This is a genomic window from Sphingopyxis sp. Geo48 (assembly GCF_949769155.1).
Lineage (GTDB): Bacteria > Pseudomonadota > Alphaproteobacteria > Sphingomonadales > Sphingomonadaceae > Sphingopyxis.
Window position 1 is genome coordinate 268,964 of record NZ_CATKPA010000002.1, and the last position, 17,719, is coordinate 286,682.

The window sequence follows — 17,719 nt, forward strand, 5'->3', positions numbered from 1 at the left end:
TCGCTCATCGCCATGCTCTTGCCAGGCACTTGGTCGCCGCGCCTCGCCCGGATAGCCTCATGGGGCATTGTCGGGCTTCTCGCCGCCCTCCTGATCGGGGGCGCGATATGGTGGTTCAACGATACCGTCGACGATGCTCATGACGCCGGGGTCGGGCAGGGTGTCACCGCAGAGCGCGTACAAGCGCAAGCGGAAGTCATCAAGAATGTGGAGAAAGCCAATGAAGCGCGCGCCGATGTTCGTGATGCTCGTTCCTGTGCTGCTTATGTCGAGTGCATGCGGTCAGCGCGAAGCAGTGCGAACTGTATCCGATACCTGCCTAACGATGAAGGTTGTCCGCTACAACCCGGCGCCGGCGCCCAGCGCTGACGATCCGGGCAATCAGTACGACACGGACGAGACGGTCAAGGATCTGATCGAGCAGAACGCGGCATGGCGTAAGCTCTGCGAAACCCGCTGATTCCCTTGCCCCCGCCACCCTATCAGTGTATAGGATAATGGCGCAGCGTTGCCCGACGAGCGCTTAAGTCGGGATCGCGAATATCGCCGCCGCGCAACGAGGTTAGTCCTTCGCCCATGGCGCAGAGACTATAGGTGGACCGCGCTGGTGTGCCGCGCCGCCTGAAATCCGGTGAAGGCCCGGTGTCCGCAGACCAGAGGCGGTCTAGAACGTCGCGAGAGGTGGAAGCCCTCACTCAATCACCCCCGCCCACATCAACACCCCCACGACAAATCCCCCTACCAGAGCAAAGCCCAAGCGGATGGCAAGGTGGCGGCCTGCGCGGTCGAGGTCAGGCATCGTGGTCTTTCAAGAGTAGAGCGCGGACTGCGAGGCCGTCTGGCGAAAGCTGCCCGCCCCAATCGACCAGACCAAGACGACGCAGCACCATGTGCGTGTTCGGTGGCGGGAAGGTCATCCATCGCTTGTCATAGCCACAGATCGGAGACTTGAGTACCGCCTCGCGCAGATACCGTTTCTGCGCCTCGCTCAGCCCCTTCGCAACAGTCTCAGCGTCCACGATCATCCTCCACTACCTCAACCCATCCGCTAAACTCGTATGGCTCACCGATAGCAGAGGATAGGGCGGCGCGGGCGCGTTCAACGGCAAGCTGTCCTGTCGCTATGCCGCGCGCCCTGCACACGTTGTCGGCCCATTTCAGCAGACCACTTAGGTCCGCTTCCAGTTCCTCTATCCTCGCCTGCATTGCGGATTGGGTGGAGAGGCGGGCGAACGTGTGGATCACCAGCGCCTTTTCATGCGTCGCGAGACTGGTCCATTTCCTGACATGTGGCAGGCAGGCCCATAGCGTCTCGGCAGCTTCCACGCTGGCACCGTCGAACCCGCCATCAACAGGCGCCTCCGTCACCACGACATCAGGGGCTTGGGTATCGGTCATGGCCTCAGCGCCTTTCGCGATTGTTTCGTAGCGCCTCATTCGCTCGTCTCCTTGATATGCTCTGGGCGAGCCAAAAGGCGCGCGGTCATCTCGACAACCTGTTTCAGGCGATAGCGGTTTGCCCCGGCTCCGATGCTGTCGAAAATGAACCAGCCGCCCTCATAACGGATGTTGTGCGTCGGCTCGAAACCGTTGGCCCTTTCGTATGCGGCCCGCCACGCGGCCACCACAGCCGCGCGCTCCTGCTCTGCGGTCATGGCGTGTCTCCTTGAGAGAGGGCGGGGTCCAGATCAAGCAAGCCATCTGCGAGATTGGTGCGGTCGTAATCAGTCAGGTCGAGCATCTCGATCATGTCGGGCGTGGCACCGATTGCCTCCAGCAGGGCGCGGCTTTGAGTGCTACGACCGAACCCTCCGATCAGATTGCTGACAGCGACGAGATAGCCGCGCGTAAATTCATCGAGTTCTTTTTGCATCACGCGGCTCCCATCGGAGGCAGGCTGCGCGGATCGACATAGACCGGCGGGTTCTCCCGCTCGCGCGCTTCCCGCTTCTCGCGCACGGCCTTGTTGAGCGCCTTGACGAGAGTGTGATCGATTGGAACCTCGGCGCGCCCGACATCATCGGCCATCAGCGCCCTCCATCCCACCGTATGCTTCACTTCTTCTGACATGGGGTTTCTCCGAATGGACGATGACGGCGGAAGCGATGTTGCTCGTCGGCTGACAGGCGCGCCCAGTCGCGGGCCGAATAATGGAAGTTCATTACCGGTGTGCTCCGTTCTCGATCAGGTGGCGGATCGTGTCGATCATTGTGATGGCGTTGGCCGGGATTTCCTGCCGTTCACAGGACCCGGCGTACTCAGCGCGCAGCCAGTCCACGATCCTTCGCTCGTCGTCGCTCAAAGGCATCCATCCCACTTGTTCCGGTGTATCAGTCATCGAAAGCTTCCTTGGTGTAGCGAAGGCGGTCGTAATCGTATTCCATCTCGGTGAAGCGCTCATAGACTTCGCGCAGAAATGCTTCGTCTGCGGCTCCCTTGATGGCTTCGTCGAAGCGCCGGTCGCGGGTGCAGAATTTGCATTTGCAGCCGCGTGGCTTTTTCTCCGGTGTATCAGTCATTGGGGTGGTCCTTGTTGGCGAGTCCGAGCGCACGCTTTTGGACCGCGCGGGCTTCCTTTTCACCTCCGCTCAAGCGTTCCGTAAGCGGCCATTTGATTGCCGGATCGCCGTCGTGTTCGACCAGCAGCTTGAAGGCCCAGCGGAAGTTGGTCAGAGGGCGATAGACAAGGCCGCCGTATCGATTGAACGGCTCCACGGAAAGAAGGTGAGCGGCAACGAGTTCGGACAACGCATCAAGCGCGCGATCGGTCGGGCGAAGCTCGGCAAGGCTAAAGGTGAGTTGCCCCTTGCCGGGGTCCATCAGCCCGAACCACGCGCCCGCGACCATCTTGGCGTCGAAAGTCAGTTCCTCATTCGACATGGGCTGTGTCCTTGTTGGGGTGGGGCGAAGATCAGTGGCCGCGCGGACAGGTTCTTTCGATCCCCGGCGAATGCGGTCCAAGGTCGCGATGTTATGCGCCTTCGTTCCCCGCGTGTTGCGCTCGTGGAAGAAAACGCAGGGTCCGGGAAAGCATGTGGTTTTGCCGGTCACCGCCTCGCACTTCATGCACGCTGGCGCCAAGGGTTCGTCACCCATTCCCATAATCCTTATCGTTTCCCTCACGGAGAGGGGGTGTTGAGGGGAGGGGCGCCCACTTGTCGGGACCAAATTCGCCAGCGCGCCATGTGAATGATCGATCCGGAGCTTCCCAGATGCCGATCTCGCCGGGGGCAAACATCGGGTTCGTGCCGATTGGGTTCCACGCCATCTCGAAGGCGCCCATTTCATCGTGCGCTACAATGATGACGCGCCCGTCCTTTGGCGCGGTCTCTATAGGCTGCCAGCCTTGCGGGATGGAATCGTGGCGGGTATCTGAATCAGTAGCCATGCGATGTCACCTCATCGTTATGGTGGGCCGGGGGCGATGCCAGTCGCTTTCCGGCCCGATGTGTTTTCCATCCATCGCGTAAGTGTCTGGCGTTGTTGACGATGATTTTCCGTCGTAAGCCGCAGAAACCCGCGCGATTGGCTACTTCTACATTAACCGACAGTTGACGCCTGCGCGCTAGGTATATCCGCGAAAGGGCCAGACTTTCCGATGTTCCGACTGTTCAAACATTATGTGCCGCACGCGGTCGTCTGGCTGGCGCTCGTAGAATTCCTGGCCTTGCTGGGGTCGGCCGAGGCCGCGTGGCATCTTTATGCCCGTTATGCCGATTTCGACCCCGGTGCGCTGACCGATCGCTGGTTGCCGCTTGCGACGTTCGCCATTTCCAACTCGCTCGCGATGATGGCGACCGGGATGTATGGCAACGAGGCGCTGCGGTCGATGAAGTTCGCGACCGCGCGGCTGCTCGCGGCGATTTCGCTGGGGGTGATCTTTCTTGCGGTCGTCGGCTTCCTGTTGCCGACCGCGACCTTGTGGCGCGTCAACAGCCTGTACGCGATGGCGTTCGCAATCGCGTCGCTGTCGCTGATCCGGCTGGCGCTGACGCAGAGCGCGGGGGCCGAGGCGTTCCGCCGGCGCGTTCTGGTGCTGGGGGCGGGCAAGCGCGCGATGCGGCTCAAAAAACTGGCCGAAGCGCCCGGAAGCGGGATCGTGATCGCCGGTTTCGTCGCAATGACCGAGGGCGAGCGCGCGATCGCGGACGCGATGCCGCGCGCGATGATCGCCAGCATCGCCGACCATGTCGTCGACCTGCGCGTGGGCGAGGTGGTGCTGGCGCTCGAGGAACGGCGCGGCGCGCTGCCGCTCGACGACCTGCTGCGCGTCAAGACGACGGGCGTGCAGGTCAGCGACATTGCGAGCTTTATCGAGCGCGAGACCGGGCGCGTCGATCTGGCGACGACGAACCCGAGCGCGCTGATCTTTTCCGACGGCTTTTCGGCGGGCCAGCGGATCTCGCGCGTCGGCAAGCGATTGTTCGATATCGGCGCGAGCCTTGCGGTGCTGGTCGTCGGGCTGCCGCTGATCCTGATCGCGGGCGTCGCGGTGAAGCTCGATAGCCGCGGGCCGGTCTTTTATCGCCAGTCGCGCGTCGGGCGGTACGACCAGCCGTTCGAGGTCGTGAAGATCCGGTCGATGCGCACCGACGCCGAGGCGGCGGGGCAGGCGGTGTGGGCGTCTGAGAACGACCCCCGCGTCACGCGCGTCGGCCATGTCATCCGCAAGCTGCGCATCGACGAGCTGCCGCAGCTCTGGTGCGTGCTGAAGGGCGAGATGAGCATCGTCGGCCCGCGCCCCGAGCGCCCGGCCTTCGTCGAGGAACTCGAGCGCGAGCTGCCCTATTATGCCGAGCGTCACATGGTGAAGCCGGGGCTGACCGGCTGGGCGCAGATCAACTATCCCTATGGCGCGTCGATCGAGGATGCGCGGGCGAAGCTGGAATATGATCTTTACTACACGAAGAACTACTCGCCCTTCCTCGACCTGCTGATCCTCCTCCAGACCGTCCGCGTCGTGCTGTGGCCGGAGGGCGCGCGCTGACCATGCCGACGCTGGGAGCCCTTGCCGACATTTTATCCGCGCTGGCCTTTGTCGGATATGGCGGGGTAACCTTGTGGCTGCTGGCGCGGCCGCGCGAGCGGATGGCGGCGCTGATGCCCGCACCGCGCTGGCTGGCGATCGCCGCCGCCGCGACGATGGCGTGGAGCGCGTCGCTCTATGTCTTTGCGCCCGGCGCGTCGCAGGTGCTGGTCGCGCAGGCGCTGCGCGACATGGCGATCCTCGGCTGGCTGGCGGCGACCTTCTGGCCGAAACCCGCCGCGATGGCGGGGGCGCAGCGGCTGATCTTTCGCCTGCTCGTCACGATCAGCGGCATTTCGCTGGTCGCGGGCCTGATCGCCCATTGGCGGAGCGCGGTGGCGAGCGAGTGGCTCGGGCCGTCGCTTGCCGTCTCGACGATGCTCGTCGCGATCGGCGGGCTGCTGGTGATCGACAGCGGGGTCCGCCGCGCGAGCGCGGGCCTCCGGATGCCGGTGATGGCGGTCGCGGGCGGCTTTGCGATGCTGTGGGGCTATGAGCTCAACGTCCAGCTGATCGGGGCGATGACCGGCAGGGCGGCGACGACGCTGATCCATCTGCTGCCCGCGGTCGCGCTGGCGATTCTGCCGACCTTCGTGATCGCGGCGATGGATATCGGGCGCGAGCGGATGCGGCTGTCGCGCCCCGCCGCGGTGCGCACGCTGATCCTGCTCGGCGCGGCGCTCTATCTGGTCCTGATCGGGCTGTCGGGTGCGGTCGCGCGGCAGCTCGGCGGCGATTATGGCGACCTCGCGCAGGGGGTGTTCCTGACGCTGGCACTGGGGGCGGGCGGGCTGCTGCTGCTGTCGGCGCGCGCGCGGGCGTGGCTGTCGGTGATGATCTCGAAGCATTTCTTCGAGCATCGCTATGACTATCGCGCCGAATGGATGCGCTTTACCGCGACGCTTGCGCAAGGCGACGGCGAGGACGATCGCAACCTGCATCGCCGCGCGGCGCGCGCGCTGGCCGAGCTGACGGGCAGTCCTGGCGCGCTGCTGATGCTGCCCGATCCGCTCGGCGCGTTTCGCGTCTCCGACCAGTGGCATTGGCCGGCGGGTATCGATGAGGGCGCCGAGCTGCCGCTGCGATCGGCCTTCATGCTGCAGGAAACGCGGCACATCGTCGACCTCGATGCCGAGCGGCGCGGCGAGAAGGGCGAGCAGGATCTGGCGATTCCGGGCTGGCTGCTGGCCGACCCGCGCGCGTGGGTCGTCGTGCCGGTGCTGCATTTCCACCGGATGATCGCGGTCGTCGTGCTGCATCGCCCGCCGGTGTCGCGCGCGCTCGACTGGGAGGATCTCGACGTGCTGCGCATCGCGGGTCAGCAGGCGGCAAGCTATCTGGCCGAGTCCCACAGCCAGGCGGCGCTGTCGGAGGCCAAGCGTTTCGACGAGTTCAACCGCCGCTTTGCCTTCATCATGCACGACATCAAGAATCTGGCGAGCCAATTGAGCCTGCTGGCGAGCAATGCCGAGCGTCATGCCGAAAAGCCGGCGTTCCGCGCCGACATGATCGAGACGCTGAAAATCTCCTCGCGGCGGCTGTCCGACCTGCTCGTCCGGCTGTCGCCGCGCGAACGCGGGCCGTCGGCCGATGCCGTGCGCACGCTGGTCGAACCGCTGATGCGCGACGTCGCGGCCGAGGTACGGACTCGGCGCGCGCTGTTCGTCGGATGTCAGGCGGGTCTTGCGGCGTGGGGCGATACGGGATCGATCCGGCAGGTCGTCCAGCATCTGGTGAGCAATGCGATCGACGCCTCTGCCGACGACACGCCGGTGCAGCTGATCGCGGTCGCCGAGAATGGGCGCGTCCGGATCGACGTGATCGACCAGGGGGCGGGCATGACCCGCGCTTTCGTCCGCGACGAGCTGTTCAAGCCCTTCGTCTCGACCAAGGAAGGCGGCTTCGGCCTGGGGGCGTTCGAGGCGCTGCAGCTCGCGCAGGCGATGGGCGGGTCGATCGAGGTCGCGAGCGAGCCGGGCAAGGGCAGCAATTTCACATTCTGGCTGCCGCTGGCCGAGGCCCATGCGGACGCGGGAATGCCGGCAGGAAGAGTGGCATAGACATGAACGACAGCGGGACCGCGCCGAAGAAATTGCTGGTCGTCGAGGACGACCCGGGGCTGCAGGCGCAGCTCAAATGGGCGTATGACGATTATGAGGTGCTGATCGCGGGCGATTTCGACAGCGCGATCGAGCTGCTGCGCGCCGAGGAGCCGGGGGTGGTGACGCTCGACCTCGGGCTGCCGCCCGATCCCGACGGAACGCGCGAGGGATTTCGCGTGCTGAAGGCGATCCTCGAGGTGAAGCCCGATACCAAGGTCATCGTCGTGTCGGGGCATGGCGAGCGCGCCAGCGCGCTGGCGGCGATCGCGAGCGGGGCGTGGGATTTCTACCAGAAGCCGATCGATATCGAGGAACTGGGACTGATCGTCCGCCGGGCGTTCCATGTCCACGAGCTGGAGGTCGAGAACGGGCGGCTCGCCGAGCGGGGTTCGGGCGACAATCGCGTGCTGGGCGGGATGATCACCGGGGCGCCCGAGATGCTGAAGGTTGCGCGGACGATCGAGCGCGTCGCGAACCTCGACGTGTCGGTGATGCTGCTCGGCGCGAGCGGGACGGGCAAGGAATTGCTGGCGCGCGGGCTGCACGAGGCGAGCGGGCGGCGCGACGGGGCGTTCGTCGCGATCAACTGCGCCGCGATCCCGGAGAATCTCCTCGAAAGCGAGCTGTTCGGGCACGAGAAGGGCGCGTTCACCGGCGCGGTCAAGACGACCGAGGGCAAGATCGAGCTGGCGCATGGCGGTACGCTGTTCCTCGACGAGGTCGGCGACATTCCGCTGCCGCTGCAGGTCAAGCTGCTGCGTTTCCTGCAGGAACGGACGATCGAGCGGATCGGCGGGCGCAAGGCGATCGCGGTCGATACGCGCATCGTCTGCGCGACGCACCGCGATCTCGACGCGATGATCGCCGAGCAGCGCTTTCGCGACGACCTCTACTATCGTCTCGCCGAGATGGTGGTGAAGATCCCGTCGCTCGCCGAGCGGCCGGGCGACGCGGTGCTGCTGGCGCGCCATTTCCTGCACCATTATGCGCCCGAGATGAACCCGTCGGTGCGCGGCTTCGCGCCCGACGCACTGCAGGCGATCGACGAGGGGCGCTGGCCCGGCAATGTCCGCGAACTCGAAAACCGGATCAAGCGCGCGGTGATCATGGCCGACGGCAAGCTGGTGATGAAGGACGACCTCGACCTTGCCGGCGGGAGCGAGGCGGACGGCGAGGATTATCTGAACCTTCGCAGCGCGCGCGAGGCCGCCGATCGCGTCGCGATCCGCCGCGCGATGACGCAGAGCGAGGGCAATATCTCGTCGGCGGCGAAGCTGCTCGGGATCAGCCGCCCGACGCTTTACGACCTGCTGAAGCAATATCGGATGCAGGCCTGAGTGGTCCGTGTCCGCGTCCTGCTCGCCGCATCGCTGGCGGCGCTGGCGCTCGCCGGCTGCGGTGAGGCAACGAAGGAGGGCGCGCATAGCGAACTTCGCGAGCGCGCTGCAAAGCTGCAGGGCGACGTCGCGGCTGACCCCAGGGATATTGCGACGCGGGTCCGGCTGGCGCGCGTGCAGATCGCGCTGGGCGATGGCGTGGGGACCGAGGCGACGGTGAAGGCGGCGCTCGCGGCGGGCGCCAACGCCGACTATTTGCGCCCGCTGCTGGCGCGGGCTTATGCGTTGCAGGGGAACGGGACGCGCGCGCTGGAGACGCTCGCCGACGGACCCGTCGCACCCGAGATGGCGGGCGAGGCGGCGTGGGTCGAGGGCGATGTCCAGCTTGCGGGCGGCGATCTCGGCGCGGCGCGCGCCGCGTTCGATCGCGCGGTCCGGGCGCTGCCGAACGAGTCCGCGCTGTGGGTGTCGGTCGGGCGCTTTCGGGACGCCAACGCCGACGCCGCGGGCGCGCACGACGCCGCCGACTATGCGATCGAACTCGACGCGAAGAACAGCGCCGCCCTGACGCTCAAGGCGAAACTGGTGCGCACGCAGCAGGGGCTGAAGCCCTCGCTCGGCTGGTACGAGGCCGCATTGGCGGCCGATCCGGCAAACGCCGACGCGCTGATCGAGCAGGGCGCGACGTTCGGCGACCTCGGCCGGTACAAGGATATGCTGGCGTCGCTGCGCGCGGCGGCCGAGCTGGCGCCGGGCGATCCAAGGATATATTATCTGCAGGCGGTGCTCGCGGCGCGCGGCGCGAACTATCCGCTGGCGCGCAGCCTGCTCCAGCGCACGCGCGGTGCGATGGACGATGTGCCCGGCTTCATGCTGCTGAGCGCGGTCGTCGAACTCGAACTCGGCGGACAGGCCGTGGCGGCGACCTGGGCCGACCGGCTGCTGACCGAACAGCCGAACAATTTCACTGCGCGCCGCATCCTCGCGGTGGCCGACTGGGCCGATGGCGATGCCGGGGCGGCGGCCGATGCCCTGGCGCCCGTCGCGGCACGCGGCGATGCCGATAGCTGGGCGTTGCTGCTCGCGGCGCGGCTGGCGGCCGAGACGGGGGATGCCGATGCGTCCGCAGCCTATCTGGCGCGCGCTGCGACGCTGGCGCGCGGCGAGGCGGCGCCGTTCGCGGCGAGCGACAGCTACGGTCTCGCTTCGCTGTCGGCCGATGGCGATCCGCTCAATCCGGCGAAGGCGATCCCGGCGATCTCCGCCGATTTGGCGGGAAGCAATTATGCGGGAGCAATCGCGCGCGCGACGCGGCTGCGCGATGCCAACCCCGGCGTAGCCGACGCGCACGTGCTGCTGGGCGATGCGGCGCTGGCCGGAGGGCGGCTGGACCTTGCGGTGCAGGCGTACCGGTCGGCGCAGGCACTCGATGCGAGCGAGCGGGTCGCCTTGCGGCTGGCCAATGCGCTTTACCGTATCGGCGATGCCGCGGCGTCGCGCCGCGTCGTGTTGCGGCTGCTCGCAAATGATCCGTCGAGCGTGGCGGGCGAGCGGATCGCCGCTGCGCTGGCGATGGACGCCCGCGACTGGGACTCCGCGATCGCGCATTATGAGCGCATTCGCCGCCGGATCGGCAATCGTGACGCGGTGGTGCTGCGCGAACTGGCACGCGCGTGGATTGCAAGGGGCGACAGCGAGCAGGCGCTGCCGATGATCGCGCTCGCCTATCGGCTGCAGCCGCTGAATGCAGAGATCATGCGGATTTATGCGGATTTGCTGGACCGGCGCGGGAATGCGCAGGCGGCGGCGGATTTGCGCGAAAAGGCGGCGCAGGTCGGGCGGTAGGGGGCTGCTGACGAGCGGCTGCGGCCGTTCGTCTCCCCTCCCGCGGGCGGGAGGGGTTGGGGGTGGGGCGACGACGGCGCGCCATGCCCACCCCGCTGCGGCTAGCCAGCAAGCTGGCAAGCCTCGCTGCCCCTCCCGCCTGCGGGAGGGGAGGTTATCTCTTTTGTCGTCATTCCGGATCGGATGCGCGATCCGCGGCAGCGCGGACCTTATGGACCCCGGATCAAGTCCGGGGTGACGAAATTCCGCTCACCCCACGGCAGAAAGAAACGTCAGGCCTCGGTCAGGTCGAGCAGGGTGCGCGCGTCGAGGCCGATGCGGCGCATCTGCTGCGCGACGGGGGGCCAGACGTTGGCGAGGAAATCCTCGCGCATCAAGGTGCGTAGGCGGTCGGTCGCGCCTTCGGCGACGAACATGCCGACGCCGCGCTTTACCGTGACGAGCCCTTCGTCCTGAAAGGTCTGATAGGCCTTGGCGACCGTCAGCGGATTCGCCCCTTCCTCCGCCGCGAGCGAGCGTACCGACGGGAGCATATCGCCGTCGGCGTAGGTGCCGTCGAGAATGGCGTTGGCGATCACGTCGCGGAGACGCTGATAGACGGGTTTGGACTGATCGAGCATGGCGCCTTAATGCCATAAGACAGCAGCACAGTCAAATCGCGAAAATTAGCAAAATGTCGTCAACATTGAAATTAAATATCCCAAGAGCTTACGACGTCGTCATATTCGGGTCGCGGACGCTCCGAGAGGTCGGCGGCGGCGGTTCCGAAGAAGAAATAGCCGACGATCGTGTCGCCGTCGGCGACTCCGAAAGCTTTCGCCACATTGGGGCTGTACGCGGCCCAGCCGGTGAGCCAGCTGCCGACGAAGCCATGCGCGTGCGCGGCATGGAGCAGATTCATGCCGACCGCGCCGGCCGACATCTGTTGTTCCCAGACCGGAATCTTCGCACCCGGCACCGGGGTCGAGATCAGCACGAGCAGGCTCGGCGCCTGATGCGCGAACTGGTCGAGCGCCGACAGGTCCATTCCCGCGGCGCCGGGATTCTCCGCCACCCATGCGTCCTTGAGCACGGTGGCGAAACGCTCGCGCCGGTCGTCGGCGATCGTGACGATGCGCCACGGCGCGAGCTTGCCATGGTCGGGGGTGCGCAAGGCGAGGGCGATGATGTCATGGAGCTGCCCGGCGTCGGGGCCGGGGGCGACCATGTCGCGTGCCTTTCCCGAGCGGCGGGTGGCGAGGTGCGCGCGGAGCGAGGAGATGTCGTTGAACATGGAGCGCATTTGGGCGCCTTTGGAGGCCTGCGCAAGCGTTGCGAACGATTCGCAACAAATTTCCTCCGCGTGCCACATGGTTTCACGCGCAATTAGATTCTTCCCTTGAGCAATTTTCGCGCTAGGTTGAGCCATTCGCGCGGCGGAAAGCCGCGGCAAAAACATCCGGGAAAAGGGACGCGTTTCAATGAAATCTATGGGTATGTGGGACGAGGGTGACTGGATCGCGGTCATCGCACTCGTCGTCCTCGCGGTGTTTCTGAGCATCGGCGCGCTGATCGCCGGCAGCAAGAAACCGGAGTTCGCCGGCCATCCCAAGGGCCTCTACATGCTCTTCTTCGCCGAAATGTGGGAGCGTTTTTCCTATTACGGCATGCGCGCGATCCTGATCTTCTACCTGACCCAGCACTGGCTGTTCAGCGACAGCAAGTCGAACCTGATCTACGGCGCCTATACCAGCCTCGTTTACATCACCCCGGTTCTCGGCGGCTATCTCGCCGACCGGTACCTCGGCCAGCGCAAAGCCGTGCTGTTCGGCGGCCTGTTGCTCGCAGCGGGGCATAGCCTGATGGCGGTCGAAGGGGGCGGGGGGCAGGAGGACGCGACGATCAACGTCTTCTGGGCCGCGCTCGCCTTCATCATCGTCGGCTCGGGCTTCCTCAAGGCCAATATTTCGGTGATGGTCGGCCAGCTCTACCGGCTCACCGACGTCCGCCGCGACGGCGCCTATACGATCTTCTACATGGGCATCAACGTCGGCGCCGCGCTCGGCACGATCCTCGTCGGTTATCTCGGCCAGCGGATCGGCTGGGGCTATGGCTTCGGGCTTGCCGGTATCGGCATGCTCGCCGGTCTCGTCGTCTTCGTCCTCGGCAAGAGCGCGCTCCTCGGCGCCGGCGAGGCGCCCGCGCCGCTCGCGAAGTCGCGCGAATGGACGCTTTACGGCATCGGTTTTGCCGCAGTCGCCGTGATCTGGGCGCTCGTCCAGTATCAGGACGTCATCCAGTCGTTGCTCGCTATCTCGGGCATCGCGCTGCTCGGCTATGTCCTTTACGAAAGCTTCAAGCTGGAAAAGGAGCCGCGCGAGCGCATGTTCGCGATCCTGTTCCTGATCGCGCTCAACCCGCTGTTCTGGGGCCTGTTCGAGCAAGCGGGCGGGTCGATGAACCTGTTCACCGACCGCTATGTCGACCGCGGCGCGGTTCCCGCCTCGATCTTCCAGTCGATCAACCCGATCTACATCATCCTCTTCGCCCCCTTCTTCGCCGGGCTGTGGCAATGGCTCGGCAAGCGCGGCATGGAGCCGTCGGCCCCCGCGAAATTCGGCCTGGCGCTCGCGCAGATGGGGCTTGCCAACCTCGTCCTCGTCTGGGGCGCCGAAGCGTTCGGCGTGGCGGCGATGACGCCGGTGCTGTTCGTCTTCCTCTATTATCTCCTCGCCACGACCGGCGAGCTCTGCCTCAGCCCGGTCGGCCTGTCGGCGATGAACCGGCTGGCGCCGTCCTATCTCGCGTCGCTCATCATGGGCGCGTGGTTCTATATGACCGCGGTCGGCAATTTCGTCGCCGGCAAGATCGGCGAGGCGACCGGCGGCCATGGCGGCGAGATGAGCAAGGCCAAGCTGCTCGAAATCTACGAGATGTTCGGCTGGATCGCGATTGGCGCCGCGGTCGCGGTGCTGCTGGTCAGCCCGATCGTCAAGCGCTGGATGCACCTCGACACGCTGCGCGACCGCGACGAGGGCCTGGCCGGTGTCGGCGAGGCCGAGCCGCAGGCCGCGGGCATCCACCCCGAACCGAAGGGGGCGTAATCGATGGTCAGGAGCGTGAAGGGCGGCCTGCTGGCTGCGGTGTCGCTGGCGCTCGTCGGCTGCGCGGCGGGCGGCGAGGCGCCGAAATCGGCGGGTGACAAGCCCGCCACCGCCGCGGCCGAAAAGCCGGTCAAGTTCGACAAGGATCCCTATCCCTCGACCTACAAGGGATATCCGACGCGGCTGACCGTCGTGAAGGGCGCGACGATCTTCGACGGCGAGGGCGGGCGGTTCGACAATGGCACGGTGGTGCTGTCGAGCGGCAAGGTGCTGGCGGTCGGCGGCCCCGATCTGGAGGTGCCGACCGACGCCGATGTCGTCGACGGCACGGGCAAATATGTGACGCCGGGCGTGATCGACATCCACAGTCACCTCGGCGACTATCCCTCGCCGGCGGTCGATGCGCATTCGGACGGCAATGAGGCGACCTCGCCGACCACGCCCGAGGTGTGGAGCGAGCATAGCGTGTGGCCGCAGGACCCGGGCTTTACCCGCGCGCTCGCGAACGGCGGCGTGACGACGCTCGAAATCCTGCCGGGCAGCGCCAATCTGATGGGCGGCCGCTCGGTCGTGCTCAAGAATGTGCCCGCGCGGACGATGCAGGGAATGAAGTTTCCGGGCGCGCCGTACAGCCTGAAAATGGCGTGCGGTGAAAATCCGAAGCGCGTCTATGGCGCCAAGGGCCGGATGCCCTCGACCCGCATGGGCAATCTGGCGGTCAATCGCCAGACCTGGGCGAAGGCGGCGGCGTACAAGAAGAAGCTCGACGAGGGGAAAGCGGTCGACCGCGACCTGGCGATGGAAACGCTCGCGGGTGTGCTGTCGGGTGAAATCCTCGTCCAGAACCACTGCTACCGCGCCGACGAAATGGCGATCGTCATCGATATGAGCCACGAGTTCGGATACAAGGTGGCGGCGTTCCACCACGCGGTCGAGGCGTACAAGATCGCCGACCTGCTCAAGAAGGAAGGCATTTGCGCGGCGATGTGGGCCGACTGGTGGGGCTTCAAGATGGAGGCCTATGACGCGGTGCCCGAGAATATCGCGCTGATGTACAAGGAAGGCGCCTGCACGATCGTCCATTCGGACGATGCGAACCAGATCCAGCGGCTCAATCAGGAAGCGGCGAAAGCGCTCGCTGCGGGGCGCCGGATGGGGATGCAGATCAGCGACGAGCAGGCATGGACCTGGCTTGCGATCAACCCGGCGAAGGCGCTCGGCATCGGGGACAGGACGGGCAGCCTGAAGCCCGGCAAGATGGCCGACGTCGTGCTGTGGAACGGCAATCCGTTCAGCGTCTATACGCGGCCCGAAAAGGTCTGGATCGACGGCGCGCTGATGTTCGACGCGATGGACCCGAAACGGCGTCCGGTGACCGACTTCGAGCTTGGGCAGCCGGGCGAAGGAGACGTGAAATGATGCGGCTCCCGACCGTCCGGTCCAGGCTCTCCTGTGCCCCTGCGAAGGCAGGGGCCCATCTCCTTCGCTCTCGCTTGTTCACCGCGGCTTGTTTGAAATCGACAGGACCGGAGATGGGCCCCTGCCTTCGCAGGGGCACGGTGCTAACCGGGTTGGCGGGCGCCCTGGTTGCTGCTCTGGCCTTGTCTGCTCCGGCTCACGCGCAGGACGTCGCAATCACCAATGCGAAGCTCGTCATCGGCGACGGCAGCGCGCCGATCGAGGGCGGCACCGTCGTCGTGCGCGGCGGCAAGGTCGTTGCGGCGGGGCGCGGAGTGGCGGTGCCTGCGGGCATCGAGCGCGTCGATGCGGGCGGCCATTATGTGACGCCGGGCATCGTCGCGGCGTTCAGCCGCGTCGGGCTGGTCGAGGTCGATGCCGTTGCCGGCACCAACGACCGCTCGGCGACGCGCTCGCGCTTCTCGGCGGGGCTCGATATCGCGCCCGCGCTCAACCCGATGGGATCGCCGATCGCGGTCAATCGCGCCGCGGGCGTGACGCGCGCGATCGTCGCGCCGGGCAGCAGCAGCAATTTGTTCGCCGGGCAGGGCGCGGTCGTCGACCTTGGCGACGACAACGACATGGTGACGCGCCCGCGCGCGCTGCAGTTCGTCGCGTTCGGCGAGGACGGGTCGGCGAAGGCGGGCGGCAGCCGCGCCGCGACCTTCCTGCTGTTCCGCGAGCAATTGCTGGCGGCGCGGAGCTATGCCCGCAACCCCACGACGCTGGCCGAGTGGAGCAATGACTCGCTGATCCAGCGCGCCGATGCCGAGGCGCTGGTGCGCGTGATCAATGGCACGACCCCGCTGTTCGTGCGCGTCGACCGCGCGGCGGATATCCTGAACGTGCTGAAGCTGAAGGGCGAATTCCCGGCGCTGAAGCTGGTGCTCGTCGGCGCGACCGAGGGCTGGCTCGTCGCGCGCGATATCGCGGCGGCCAAGGTGCCGGTGCTCGTCTCGCCGCTCACCGACCTGCCGGGCAGTTTCGAGCAGCTCGGCGCGACGCAGTCGAACGCCGGGCGGCTGAAGGCGGCAGGGGTCGAGGTGTCGGTCGGCGTGTTCGACGACGACGATGCGCACAAGATGGGATATACCACCCAATATGCCGGCAATCTGGTCGGGCTGTCGAAGCTGCCGGGCGCGAGCGGGCTGACATGGGATCAGGCCTTCGCCTCGATCAGCAGCGTGCCCGCGAAGGCGGTGGGGATGGACGGCGCGATCGGGTCGCTGCGCGCGGGGCGCGCGGGCGATATCGTGATCTGGGACAATGACCCGCTCGAACTCGGCAGCCGTCCGACGATGGTGTGGATCGATGGCAAGCGCCAGTCGCTCGTCACGCGGCAGGACCGGCTGCGCGATCGCTACCTGACCCCGACCGAAGGGGCATTGCCGAAGGCATATGATCGGTGATTATAATGGTTGCGGGCGTTCGTCCCCATTTCGTCATCGCGGCCCGTCGACTGCGCGGGTGAGACCCCGGCCTTCGTCGGGGGTGACGATTTGAAGGGAATGGCGCCAAAGGGAGAGGGGGCGTCCAATGCAACCCATGTCGCTTTTGATCACGACCTGCGCGCTGTTCGTCGGTTCGCACCTGCTGCTGTCGCATCCGATGCGTCCTGGGCTTGCCGGGCGGCTTGGCGAGCGCGGCTTCATGATCGTCTATTCGATCGTCGCGATCGCCACCTTCGTCCTGATCGTGCAGGCATGGCGCGGGATGCCGCCCGAGCCGCCGCTGTGGGCCGTCGACGATCCGCTTTGGATCCTCGCTTCGCTGCTCGTCCTGGTCGCTAGCATCCTGTTCATGGGATCGCTGATCGGCAATCCGGCGATGCCGGCGCCAAACGCCGCGGCCGCCGCGCAGGCGGCGCCGCGCGGCGTTTTTGCGATCACCCGGCACCCGATGATGTGGGGGTTCACCCTGTGGGCGCTCGCGCACGCGCTGGTGATGCCGACGCCGGGGCAGATCGTGCTGTCGGCGACGATCGCCTTCCTCGCGCTCGTCGGATCGGCCGGACAGGATGCGAAGAAGGCGCGGCTGATGGGCGACAGTTGGAGGCACTGGGCGGCGCGGACCAGCTTCGTGCCTTTTGCGCGCCAGGTTGCAGGTACGACGCCGTGGGGCGATGCCCTGCCGCGCGGCCATGCGCTGCTCGGCGGGATCGTTCTGTGGCTTGCCGCGACATGGGCGCACGGCGCGCTGGGCTTCATGGTTGCCGGGATATGGCGCTGGGTGGGATAGGAGGTGCATGAACAGCACCGCGCATCTCAACGATTTGTCGCTGCGGCTGCTTGGCCGCGCCTATGATAATCTGGATATAGAGGAAAGCCGTGTTCTCGAGGCCATCGCCGCGCGGGCCCCCAGCAGCCGCGATGCGGCGGACCTTGGCGACGCGCAGGCGAGCCGCGGCGACCGACTGGCCGACCGCGTCGCGGCGGTCGGCGGTTCGTGGGGCTTTATCATCGTGTTTACGCTGGTGTTGTTCGGTTGGATGCTGCTCAATTCGGAGGTGCTGCAGCGTTTCGGGCTGGCGTTCGACCCCTATCCGTTCATCTTTCTGAATCTTATGCTCTCGACGCTCGCCGCGGTGCAGGCGCCGATCATCATGATGAGCCAGAACCGGCAGGCCGCGAAGGACCGGCTGACCGCGAGCGTCGATTATGAAATCAACCTGCGCGCCGAGTTGGAGATCATGCGGCTGCACGAAAAGCTGGACCAGATGCCGTTTCACGAGCTGCGCGAGAAGGTCGATGAGCTTTGCGACCGGCTGGATCGGAAGGAATAGGCGGGAAGGCGGCTTTGGGGTGGGGAGCGGACGTCTCCGATCCTCCCCGTGCCGGGGAGGATCGCTATGTCCGCAACCGGTCGAGA

At 66.2% G+C, this 17,719-nt stretch carries 20 protein-coding genes; 10 read left to right on the forward strand and 10 right to left on the reverse strand.

The window, feature by feature from the left end:
- Window positions 1-220 precede the first annotated feature (220 nt).
- Window positions 221-460 (forward strand): hypothetical protein, encoded by a 240-nt coding sequence (locus QOL79_RS08015; RefSeq protein ID WP_283419249.1) that lies wholly within the window; start codon window positions 221-223, stop codon window positions 458-460.
- Between the two features lie 331 nt (window positions 461-791).
- Here QOL79_RS08015 and QOL79_RS08020 read toward each other — a convergent pair whose 3' ends face one another.
- The 8 genes from QOL79_RS08020 to QOL79_RS08055 form a co-directional block, all read right to left on the reverse strand.
- Entirely contained in the window at window positions 792-1,019 is a 228-nt protein-coding gene (locus QOL79_RS08020) for a hypothetical protein (RefSeq protein ID WP_283419250.1), read from the reverse strand.
- Window positions 1,009-1,437, reverse strand: coding sequence for a hypothetical protein (locus QOL79_RS08025; protein WP_283419251.1), 429 nt, complete (start codon window positions 1,435-1,437; stop codon window positions 1,009-1,011). The genes QOL79_RS08020 and QOL79_RS08025 overlap by 11 nt, the downstream gene beginning before the upstream one ends.
- The gene (locus tag QOL79_RS08030) at window positions 1,434-1,655 is read right to left on the reverse strand and encodes a hypothetical protein (RefSeq protein WP_283419252.1); all 222 of its coding nucleotides are present in this window, start codon (window positions 1,653-1,655) and stop codon (window positions 1,434-1,436) included. The genes QOL79_RS08025 and QOL79_RS08030 overlap by 4 nt, the downstream gene beginning before the upstream one ends.
- Window positions 1,652-1,873, reverse strand: a complete 222-nt coding sequence (locus QOL79_RS08035; protein ID WP_283419253.1) for a hypothetical protein — start codon at window positions 1,871-1,873, stop codon at window positions 1,652-1,654. Before QOL79_RS08035 ends, QOL79_RS08030 begins: the two co-directional genes overlap by 4 nt.
- Window positions 1,873-2,028, reverse strand: a complete 156-nt coding sequence (locus tag QOL79_RS08040; RefSeq protein ID WP_283419254.1) for a hypothetical protein — start codon at window positions 2,026-2,028, stop codon at window positions 1,873-1,875. Before QOL79_RS08040 ends, QOL79_RS08035 begins: the two co-directional genes overlap by 1 nt.
- A gap of 133 nt (window positions 2,029-2,161) precedes the next feature.
- Entirely contained in the window at window positions 2,162-2,338 is a 177-nt protein-coding gene (locus QOL79_RS08045) for a hypothetical protein (protein WP_283419255.1), read from the reverse strand.
- Window positions 2,331-2,519 carry a hypothetical protein gene (locus QOL79_RS08050; RefSeq protein WP_283419256.1) on the reverse strand — a complete coding sequence of 63 codons (189 nt, stop codon included), beginning with the start codon at window positions 2,517-2,519 and terminating at the stop codon, window positions 2,331-2,333. The genes QOL79_RS08045 and QOL79_RS08050 overlap by 8 nt, the downstream gene beginning before the upstream one ends.
- Entirely contained in the window at window positions 2,512-3,096 is a 585-nt protein-coding gene (locus tag QOL79_RS08055; RefSeq protein WP_283419257.1) for a hypothetical protein, read from the reverse strand. The genes QOL79_RS08050 and QOL79_RS08055 overlap by 8 nt, the downstream gene beginning before the upstream one ends.
- 502 nt (window positions 3,097-3,598) lie before the next feature.
- On the opposite strand from QOL79_RS08055, the gene QOL79_RS08060 reads away from it, so the two are divergent.
- The 4 genes from QOL79_RS08060 to QOL79_RS08075 are packed head-to-tail and all read left to right on the forward strand — an operon-like array spanning window position 3,599 to window position 10,310.
- Window positions 3,599-4,987, forward strand: a complete 1,389-nt coding sequence (locus QOL79_RS08060; protein ID WP_282949591.1) for a TIGR03013 family XrtA/PEP-CTERM system glycosyltransferase — start codon at window positions 3,599-3,601, stop codon at window positions 4,985-4,987.
- A gap of 2 nt (window positions 4,988-4,989) precedes the next feature.
- Window positions 4,990-7,086 (forward strand): XrtA/PEP-CTERM system histidine kinase PrsK, encoded by a 2,097-nt coding sequence (prsK, locus tag QOL79_RS08065; protein WP_058456131.1) that lies wholly within the window; start codon window positions 4,990-4,992, stop codon window positions 7,084-7,086.
- Between the two features lie 2 nt (window positions 7,087-7,088).
- Window positions 7,089-8,465: a PEP-CTERM-box response regulator transcription factor gene (gene prsR / locus QOL79_RS08070; RefSeq protein WP_282949592.1), complete on the forward strand. Its 1,377-nt coding sequence runs from the start codon at window positions 7,089-7,091 to the stop codon at window positions 8,463-8,465.
- Window positions 8,466-10,310: a tetratricopeptide repeat protein gene (locus QOL79_RS08075; RefSeq protein WP_283419258.1), complete on the forward strand. Its 1,845-nt coding sequence runs from the start codon at window positions 8,466-8,468 to the stop codon at window positions 10,308-10,310. It abuts the gene before it with no gap.
- A 272-nt stretch (window positions 10,311-10,582) separates the two neighbouring features.
- Here the strand turns inward: QOL79_RS08075 and QOL79_RS08080 are convergent, their stop codons facing one another.
- The gene (locus QOL79_RS08080; protein ID WP_204992645.1) at window positions 10,583-10,930 is read right to left on the reverse strand and encodes a GntR family transcriptional regulator; all 348 of its coding nucleotides are present in this window, start codon (window positions 10,928-10,930) and stop codon (window positions 10,583-10,585) included.
- Window positions 10,931-11,001: 71 nt separating this feature from the next.
- On the reverse strand, window positions 11,002-11,583 hold the full coding sequence (locus QOL79_RS08085) for a nitroreductase family protein (protein WP_283419669.1): 582 nt from the start codon (window positions 11,581-11,583) through the stop codon (window positions 11,002-11,004).
- A gap of 187 nt (window positions 11,584-11,770) precedes the next feature.
- On the opposite strand from QOL79_RS08085, the gene QOL79_RS08090 reads away from it, so the two are divergent.
- From QOL79_RS08090 to QOL79_RS08110, 5 genes are all read left to right on the forward strand, one after another.
- Window positions 11,771-13,393, forward strand: coding sequence for a peptide MFS transporter (locus QOL79_RS08090; protein ID WP_283419259.1), 1,623 nt, complete (start codon window positions 11,771-11,773; stop codon window positions 13,391-13,393).
- A gap of 3 nt (window positions 13,394-13,396) precedes the next feature.
- Window positions 13,397-14,812, forward strand: coding sequence for an amidohydrolase (locus QOL79_RS08095; RefSeq protein ID WP_283419260.1), 1,416 nt, complete (start codon window positions 13,397-13,399; stop codon window positions 14,810-14,812).
- 113 nt (window positions 14,813-14,925) lie between these two features.
- The gene (locus QOL79_RS08100; protein WP_283419261.1) at window positions 14,926-16,260 is read left to right on the forward strand and encodes an amidohydrolase family protein; all 1,335 of its coding nucleotides are present in this window, start codon (window positions 14,926-14,928) and stop codon (window positions 16,258-16,260) included.
- Window positions 16,261-16,387: 127 nt separating this feature from the next.
- Window positions 16,388-17,089 (forward strand): NnrU family protein, encoded by a 702-nt coding sequence (locus QOL79_RS08105; protein ID WP_058457204.1) that lies wholly within the window; start codon window positions 16,388-16,390, stop codon window positions 17,087-17,089.
- 7 nt (window positions 17,090-17,096) lie between these two features.
- A complete protein-coding gene (locus QOL79_RS08110; protein WP_283419262.1) occupies window positions 17,097-17,633 on the forward strand; it encodes a DUF1003 domain-containing protein in 537 nt (178 codons plus the stop codon).
- Window positions 17,634-17,719 lie beyond the last annotated feature (86 nt).